The sequence below is a fragment of the Corallococcus aberystwythensis genome (assembly GCF_003612165.1).
Lineage (GTDB): Bacteria > Myxococcota > Myxococcia > Myxococcales > Myxococcaceae > Corallococcus > Corallococcus aberystwythensis.
Map to the genome: position 1 here is coordinate 1 of NZ_RAWK01000362.1, position 7,905 is coordinate 7,905.

Sequence of the window (7,905 nt, forward strand, 5' to 3'; positions counted from 1 at the left end):
GCCGCAGCCGGTTCCGCCCCCGCCTCCCGCGCGCGACCTGGCCATCATCGAGCGCGAGCAGGTGGAGCGCCGCATCGACAAGCTTGAGAACGCGCTGCGCGACGCGATGTCCCGGACGAAGGACGCCAAGGGCCGCGAGAGCATCCGCGCCGCCATGGAGCAGCTGGACAAGCTGAGCGAGTACGTGGCCGACGCCGCGCCGTACGGCACGGGCCTGCCGCCCCCCGGGCCGCAGCACCCGATGCCGCCCCCGCCGCCGGTGGTGCGGCCCATCGCGGACGCGCAGTTCCGCAGCATCACCCAGGCGATGGTGCGTGAGTCCTTCCCGCGCGAGAAGCTGCGCATCCTCTCGCAGGTGGCCCCGAACGAGAACTTCCTCGTGTCTCACATCATGACGGTGCTGGGGCAGTTCTCCTTCTCCAACGACAAGCTGGAGGTGGTGCGCCTGATGCGGCCCACGCTGCTGGATCCGCAGAACGGCTACCAGCTGTACCAGGCGTTCCCCTTCTCCAACGACAAGGAGAAGCTCCAGTCCATCCTGGACAGCGGCGGGCGCTACTAGCCTTCCAGCATCACCTGGAGAGCGCGGACCAGATGGCCCGCGCCTCCGGCGAGTCCACGGTGGCGTGGACGCTGGCCACCACCCGTCCCTGCGCGTCCAGCGCCAGGACGTAGGGTGTGCCGCTGGAGGCGAGCCCCAACGCCTTCGCCATGCCGCCGTTCTTGTCCAGCCAGGTGTCCTTCCAGAAGTCCTGAGGCACCTGGTCCTTCGCCTTGCCCCGCGCGGCGCCCTCGCTGACGAAGAACGGCAGCTTGAGGGTGATGAGCGACTGGCGGTGCACCGAGTCGGTCACGTGCTGGTCCGCCGCGTCGAACCACTGGCGCATCCCGTCGCCCGCGTCCTTGTCGGTGATGATGACCAGCAGCGTGGGGCGCCCCTTCAACTCGTCGCTCGCGTGCTGGCCGGATGTGAGGTCGTGCGCGGAGAACTCCGGCAGCGGCTGTCCCTTGGGAGGCAACGCGAACGCGCCTGGGGACGTGAGCAGCACCGCCGCCAACGCGGTGCCCATGAGCGTGGAGCGTCCGCACCTCGAGTGATTGGGAGGGCATGCCATGAGAAGACAGGTGTTCACGCGTCCGCCGGTTCCCTACCGGCCGGGATGCCTGCGCACGTCTGGCTGCCTGCCTTGTATTGGAATCGGGTAGCTTTGGACTCCCCCCTCTCGTCCCGGGAGTCTCCCCCTTGAAGACCGTATCCCTCGCCCTGCTCCTGCTGCCCCTGACGGGCGGCGCGGCCGTGAAGAGCGTCACCACCGTGGCCGAGTTCCAGACCGCGCTTTCGTCCGCGAAGGCCGGTGATGAGATCGTGCTGGAGAACGGCACGTACACCTTCAACGCGAACCTGACCTGCGCGGCGGAGGGCACCCAGGCGGCGCCCATCATCGTGCGCGCGAAGAACCGCCACGCGGCGCTCATCCGCTTCAACGCGTCGGAGGGCTTCAAGGTGTCCGGCCGCTACTGGACCTTCGACGGGCTCACCGTGGAGGGCATCTGCTCCAACGACCAGACCTGCGAGCACGCCTTCCACGTCACCGGCCACGCGGAGAACTTCGTCCTGCGCAACAGCCGCGTGCGCGACTTCAACTCGCAGCTCAAGGCGAACGCGACGCAGAACGGCAGCGGCGTCTGGGAGATGCCCCACCGCGGCCTCATCGAGAACAACGAAATCTACGACACGCACGTGCGAGCGACGAACACGCCCGTCAACAAGCTGAACATCGACACCGGTGACGACTGGGTGATCCGCGGCAACGAACTGCACGACTTCGCCAAGGCGGGCGGCGGCGTCTCCTACGGCGCCTTCATGAAGAGCGGCGGCAAGCGGGGCCTCATCGAGAAGAACCGCGTCCTCTGTGTGAAGGATGTCCCCTCGGGGGACATTCGCATCGGCCTGTCCTTCGGCGGTGGCGGCACCGGCAATCAGTATTGCGCGCCGGCCTTCGACCCCAACGTGCCGTGCTCGCCGGAGCACACGGACGGAATCATCCGCAACAACATCGTCGCGAACTGCTCGGACGTCGCCGTGTACCTGAACAAGGCCGCGAACACGCGCGTGCTGTTCAACACGTTCATCAGCACCACGGGCGTGGACTACCGCTACGCCGCCTCCACCGGCGAGGCCACCGGCAACCTGATGTCGGGCCCCATCCGGAACCGGGAAGGCGCCACCGGCAACGCGAGCGCGAACCGGGCGAGCGTGACGACGGGTGAGTTCGCGGGCTGGTACGTGGCGCCGCTCAAGGGTGACCTGACGCTCAAGGGGAACGTGTCGGCCCTCATCGGCTCGGCCACGCGGAACACCCTGGCGCCGGAGGATTTCTGCGGGCGTTCCCGCCCCGCCGCGACCACGATGGGCGCGCTGGAGCACTCGCTGGGTGACTGCGTGGCGGGCACTGGCGGCGGCACGGACGCGGGCACCGGTGGCGGCACGGACGCGGGGACCGGCACCGGCACGGACGCGGGCACCGGCGGGGGCACGGACGCGGGCACGGGCGGCATCGTCCCGGACGCGGGCACGGGGCCTGACGACGAAACCCCCGGCGACGAGGACGAGGACGGCGGTTGCAGCGCGAGCCCCGGCCTGCTGCCCGCGCTCCTCGCCCTGCTCGCGCCCCTGGCCCTGCGCCGGCGCGCGCGTCGCTAACGAAGGCGCTTCATGAGGAGGCTGGCGCTCCAGCCTCCTCGCCCCACGCGCTTCAGAACGCGGTGGAGACGAACAGGCCCGGGCGGATGGCCAGGATGCCGCCCACCACCAGCGCCAGCGACACCAGCGTGCCCACCAGCACCGGCACATAGGTGGGCGCCGCGCGCCGCGGCTCGTTGCCAACGGGGGTCTCGCCGCTGGACTTCAGGCGCCGCCGGGTGGCACCCAGCGGGCCCTGGATGGCGCCCACCGCGAGGACCATCATCACGATGTGGCCGATGAGCGCCGGGTAGTACCCGCGCGTCACCAGCACCGCGATGCCCACCAGGACCTGCAGCTGCAGGAGTCCGGAGTAGGACGCGCCCAGGATGCGCCCCACCTTGTCGAACGGGCGCTTCGTGGCGACCGCGAACGCGAAGAACGCGAGCGCGATGACGCCGGACAGGAGCACCAGGTAGCGAAGGCCCGAGTGGAGATGGAAGAAGAAGGTCATGGGCCCGGGGGTTTAGCACCCACCGGGCGGGACGCGACGTTTCCGGAAGAAGCGCTACGACGGGTCCGGCTTGGGCGTGCGCTTCGTGCTGGGAGGCAGGGCCGGCGCGGAGATGCGCTCGGCGGGAGGCAGCTCGCCGGTGAGGCTCTTGAGGAAGGCCACCAGGTCGTCCACCTCGCCGTCCTTCAGCGTGCGGCCCAGCTGGTAGCGGCCCATCAGGCGCACCATGGTGGGCAGGTCCTTCACGCTGCCGTCGTGCAGGTAGGGCCCGGTCATCTCCACGTTGCGCAGGGTGGGCACGCGGAAGTAGCCCCGGTCGTCCTCGTTCTTCGTCGCGTCGAAGCGGCCCGCGTCGGTGAGCGCCGGGTACGCCTCCACCAGCCCCAGCTTCTGGAACGACGCGCCGCCCACCGCCGGACCGTTGTGGCAGGTGGTGCAGCCGGTGGTGACGAAGGCCTCCAGGCCGCGCTGCTCCTGCGCGCTCAAGGCCGCGTGCTCGCCCGCGAGGAAGCGGTCGAAGCGCGACGGCGTGGTGAGCGTGCGCTCGAAGGCGGCCAGCGCCCGGGCGGCGTTCGCCAGCGTGACGGGCTTGCCCGTCTTCGGGAAGGCGGTGCGGAAGCGGGAGGCGTACTCGGGCATGGAGGACAGCGTGGCCTCGACGCGCTTCGCGTCCGGCATGGCCATCTCCACCGGGTTCATCATCGGCCCTTCGGCCTGGGCCTCCAGCGTGGCGGCGCGGCCGTCCCAGAACTGCGCGATGTGGTGGGCCGCGTTGTAGACGGTGGGCGAGTTGCGGCTGCCCTTCTGCCCCTTGTGCCCGTCCGACAGCGCCTTGTTGTCCACGCCGAAGGTGGTCAGGCCGTGGCAGCTGTTGCAGGACACGTCGTGGTTCTTCGACAGCCGGGGCTCGTGGAAGAGCATGCGCCCCAGGGCCACCTGCGCCTCGGTGTCCGTGGGCAGCGGCGCTTGGTTGCGAGGCGCCTGGAAGAAGTGCGACGCCAGCTTCGCCACCGCCGCGGCATCCGGCTCGGTGGGCTTCGAGGCCGGCTTCGGGGCCGGCTGGGCCACCGGCGCGGGCGGCTGCGCTTCCGGAGCCGTACCGGAGGACCGCTCACACCCGGCGAGCAGACCCGCCCCCATCACAGACAGGGAGATACCCAGAAGCAGTCGATTTCGCGTCATGTGGAGAGCCTCCCGTGAGCGGCACGGCGCGGGGCGCACCGTACCAGGGCCCCGGTGGGCTGGCTTCGAGACAGAACGTCGCACCCACCCCGGTGCTTTCCCATTCCATCAGTCCATCAGCGCCCGTCCGGAAAGCGGCCCGGCGGGCGGTGGAGGGAGGCGCGGCGGAACAAAGCGGGCGCCGCTACCTCTTCTTCAAGGTCCCGGCGGCGTGCCGGGCACACGGACCGGCGCATCCGCCTGGAAGCGGGGCGCCTGGGAGGACGGCGGATGCAGGACGACGACACGGGCGGCAAGGGGCGGGAGGTGGACGTGCTCGTCTGCCGCAAGTGCCTGACGAAGAGCGCCCGGAGCGGTGGGCAGGACCTGCCGCGCTGGCTCCAGGGGGAGCTCGCCGAGCGGGGACTCGCCGGACAGGTGCGCATCACGCCCACGGGCTGCATGAACCAGTGCCCGCGCCGGCAGGTCACCGTGCTCGTCTCCGACAGCGATGATCCGCAAGGCCGCATGCTGCTGGTGGAGCCCCGGCTCCAGCGCGACCTGCTCCTGAAGTTCGTGGAGCGCCGCGCGCGTCCGGACGCCCCCGCCGCCACGCCCGGCGGTGACACTCCGGGGCGGGGGCAGGAGCACGTCGGTGATGAACCGGTCCACGAGGAACGCGGCCAGTAGCCCCGTGGCCGTGCCGGCGGCGTCCCACGCCAGGTCCTTCATCGAGAAGACGCTCCCGCGAGCGCGGTCATACAGCTCCTTGCCCAGACCCACGCCCAATCCCAGCCCCACCCCGGTGAGCGCCCGCGCGCCCGGAGTGTCGAAGAGGACGGCGCCCGCGCCATAGCCCACGCCCGTGGCGGCCGCGCACGCCGCGAAGTGTTTGGGCTTGTCGTTGCCAAACCAATCATCCCCCGACGCGGCGCGGGCGGAGACCGGGACGGCGAGGAGCACGAGGGCGGCGACCGTGTGACGAGGGGCCATGCATCCATCCTGTAGCATTCCCCGCACGAGGACGGGACCCTGGCTCCGAGTGAAATCCCGCCCTGTTTTCACGCCTGCCGACCCCCACGGTTGGTGCGTTTTGGAGACGAGGCCCAAGGGTGCGCTTATGCTCGCCTGGCTTTGAAAGGCTTCGGTCCCTCGCTCAGCTTCCGGCAGTCACGTCACCCCGCGCTGGATGGCGCGCGCGGGCTGGCCGTGCTCGCCATGGTGATGGGTCACACGCTGGACGCGCTGCTGGCGCCCGCGTTCCGGGACCACCCCTGGGTCCAGGAGTATTGGAAGCTCCGGGGCATCACCGCGCCGCTGTTCCTGCTGGTGAGCGGCTGGGCGGTGGTGATGGCGCTGGGCACGAAGCCGGGCGCCGCGAAGGACTCCTTCGGCCGCCGGTTCCGCCGCGCGCTGCTGCTGCTCTTCCTGGGCTACCTGCTGCACTGGCCGGGCTGGGGCGCGGTGCGCGACCTGGGCTTCACCGACGCCATGCTGCTCAAGGTCTTCCAGTTCGACGCGCTCCAGTGCATCGGCGCGTCGCTGATGCTGGGCGCGATGGCGCTGGTGGTGACGTCGCACCGGGGTGCCCGGGCGCTGCTCCTGGGCGGGCTGGCGGTGGGCATCCCCCTGGCGAGCGCCGGGATGTGGCAGGCGGGCGAGCACCTGCCGGTGCCGCTACAGCAGTTCATCGGTAACGGGGAGGGCAGCCGCTTCCCGTTCTTCCCCTGGGCGGGCTTCTTCTTCGCGGGCGCGTTCGCCGCGCACGGGCTGCACGTGCTGAAGCCGGGCCTGGCGCAGGGCTTCGCGCTGCTCGCGCTGGGCGGAGCGCTGCTGGCGCTCACCCGGTGGTTGCCCATGGACTGGGCGGCCACCAGCCCCACCATGGTCCTGTACCGCGTGGCGCAGGGCCTGCTGGTGCTGGGGGCCGTGAACCTGCTGCCCCAGCGCGTGAGCGGCATGCTGGCGCCGTTGGGGCGCCTGTCGCTGTGGATCTACGTGCTGCACCTGCCGGTGGTGTACGGCTGGGCGGACATCGCGGGCCTCGCGCAGCGCATCGGTCCGCGCCTGGGCATCGCGGCGGCGCTGGGCGTGTCCGTGGCGCTGCTGGTGGGCTGCTACCTCATCGCCCGCCTGGGCCGCTGGGTGCGCGAGCAGGCCCGTCCCTGGCGAGCCGGCTCCACCACGCTGGGCGCCAGCGTCAGCACCGCCCGCCTGGGGCAGTAACGCGGGCGTTGAGCCGCTTCACGCGGCCAGGCGTGAGCCGGAGCCGCCACGCTCGCGGCCCCTCGCGTGCGAGCGGCTTTCAGCCCCCGGAGCCGGTGCGCGGCAGCTTCGCGGGGGGCTCGGTCGCGTTCCCACGCGCCACCAGCTCACGCGTCACGGACTCCAGCGCGCTGATGCGGCGGCCCGCGCGGCCCCGGGCCCACGTCGCCACCTCTGGCGCCTTGAGCAGCTCCACCGCCTGCTCCACGCCGCCTGCCTTGCCCTTGAGCGCCCGCGCCGTGGCGAGCCGCACGTTGCGCGCGGCCCTGCGCGACAGGCCTCCGTTCCACAGCAGTTCCAGGGCGAAGGACGTCCACACCGTCAGCTCGTCGTCCGGACGCAGGAACGCCTCGAAGCGGGCCAGGGCCTCCGCGCGCGGCTCACCGGCGCGCAGCTCCTCTTCCGGCAGCTCGACGTGCAGCGGCGTGCTGTGCGCCAGCGGCTGCTCCGGCGCGATGACCGCCTCGAAGCGCTCGCCCGTGGTGAGGCGCACCGCGACCAGGTGGACCAGCTCCGGCGGGATGCCCGCCTCCAGCGCGTGCGCGTTCGCCTCCGCGTAGAAGAGGACCAGCCGGTCCGCGGCCTCCGCCAGCGAGCGCAGCTCCAGCGGCGGACGCCACTCGCTCTTGTAGAGCCGGCGGCGGTTGGGCCCCGTGCGCGTGTCCTGGCGCTCCAGCTGCGTGTCCACCATGAACTCGAACGCGCCCAGCATGCGGTCGAAGTAGTCCGGCTTGCCCTCCAGCTGCCCCAGGATCTCCGCCACCGCCTCGATGGTGGAGACGCAGTGGTCCGCCGGCTCCGCGCGAATGCGGTAGTTGCTGGGACGGCGCGGCACGAAGCCGATGCGCGGCAGCGCCGCGAGCACCGGGTTGCGCATCACCACCTTCTTCGCCTGCGGCCAGGTGCCGTCCACGACGATGAGCGTCTCCGGAGGGTTCGCCTGGGCCTCCTCCACGGAGATGGCGTCCTCGCCCGGGAAGAGCACCGCGACGCGCTCGGGGTTCTTCGCCAGCTCCTCCAGCCGCGCGTGGCCGGTGAAGTCCACGCCCCGGTGCAGCTCCGAGTTCGGCAGCGACAGGTGCGCCATGCGCGCCGTGCCGATGGCCACGCGCCGCTCCCGCGGGTGCTGGAGGAACACCACGCGCGTGCGCGTCTGGAGCTGGGGGACGTGCGCGCAGTAGCACGCGCTTTCAGGACGCAGACACTTGATGCAGAAGGTACGCACGCCCGGCCCTTTATCACGGCCCCGCCCCCGGCGGCCGGAGGGGACACCCCCTCACGG

At 71.4% G+C, this 7,905-nt stretch carries 8 protein-coding genes; 4 read left to right on the forward strand and 4 right to left on the reverse strand.

The features are described from left to right. On the forward strand, positions 1-562 hold a 562-nt coding region (locus D7W81_RS37535; protein ID WP_120560176.1), incomplete at its 5' end, for a proline and serine-rich protein 1 family protein. Between the two features lie 10 nt (positions 563-572). Here D7W81_RS37535 and D7W81_RS37540 read toward each other — a convergent pair. Beyond that, positions 573-1,070 (reverse strand): TlpA family protein disulfide reductase, encoded by a 498-nt coding sequence (locus tag D7W81_RS37540; protein ID WP_120560177.1) that lies wholly within the window; start codon positions 1,068-1,070, stop codon positions 573-575. Positions 1,071-1,243: 173 nt separating this feature from the next. Here D7W81_RS37540 and D7W81_RS37545 point away from each other — a divergent pair, with 173 nt between their 5' ends. Further along, positions 1,244-2,704: a right-handed parallel beta-helix repeat-containing protein gene (locus tag D7W81_RS37545; protein WP_120560178.1), complete on the forward strand. Its 1,461-nt coding sequence runs from the start codon at positions 1,244-1,246 to the stop codon at positions 2,702-2,704. Positions 2,705-2,756: 52 nt separating this feature from the next. Here D7W81_RS37545 and D7W81_RS37550 read toward each other — a convergent pair whose 3' ends face one another. Together D7W81_RS37550 and D7W81_RS37555 are read right to left on the reverse strand one after the other, a co-directional pair. Further along, positions 2,757-3,197, reverse strand: coding sequence for a hypothetical protein (locus D7W81_RS37550; protein WP_120560179.1), 441 nt, complete (start codon positions 3,195-3,197; stop codon positions 2,757-2,759). A gap of 54 nt (positions 3,198-3,251) precedes the next feature. Further along, on the reverse strand, positions 3,252-4,379 hold the full coding sequence (locus tag D7W81_RS37555; protein ID WP_120560180.1) for a cytochrome-c peroxidase: 1,128 nt from the start codon (positions 4,377-4,379) through the stop codon (positions 3,252-3,254). A gap of 270 nt (positions 4,380-4,649) precedes the next feature. Between D7W81_RS37555 and D7W81_RS37560 the strand changes: the two genes are divergently transcribed. Together D7W81_RS37560 and D7W81_RS37565 are read left to right on the forward strand one after the other, a co-directional pair. Beyond that, positions 4,650-5,048, forward strand: coding sequence for a thioredoxin domain-containing protein (locus D7W81_RS37560; protein WP_120560181.1), 399 nt, complete (start codon positions 4,650-4,652; stop codon positions 5,046-5,048). A gap of 444 nt (positions 5,049-5,492) precedes the next feature. Beyond that, positions 5,493-6,584 (forward strand): acyltransferase family protein, encoded by a 1,092-nt coding sequence (locus D7W81_RS37565; RefSeq protein ID WP_244227704.1) that lies wholly within the window; start codon positions 5,493-5,495, stop codon positions 6,582-6,584. A gap of 79 nt (positions 6,585-6,663) precedes the next feature. On the opposite strand, the gene D7W81_RS37570 is transcribed toward D7W81_RS37565, so the two are convergent. Continuing rightward, positions 6,664-7,848 (reverse strand): DTW domain-containing protein, encoded by a 1,185-nt coding sequence (locus D7W81_RS37570; RefSeq protein ID WP_120560182.1) that lies wholly within the window; start codon positions 7,846-7,848, stop codon positions 6,664-6,666. Positions 7,849-7,905 lie beyond the last annotated feature (57 nt).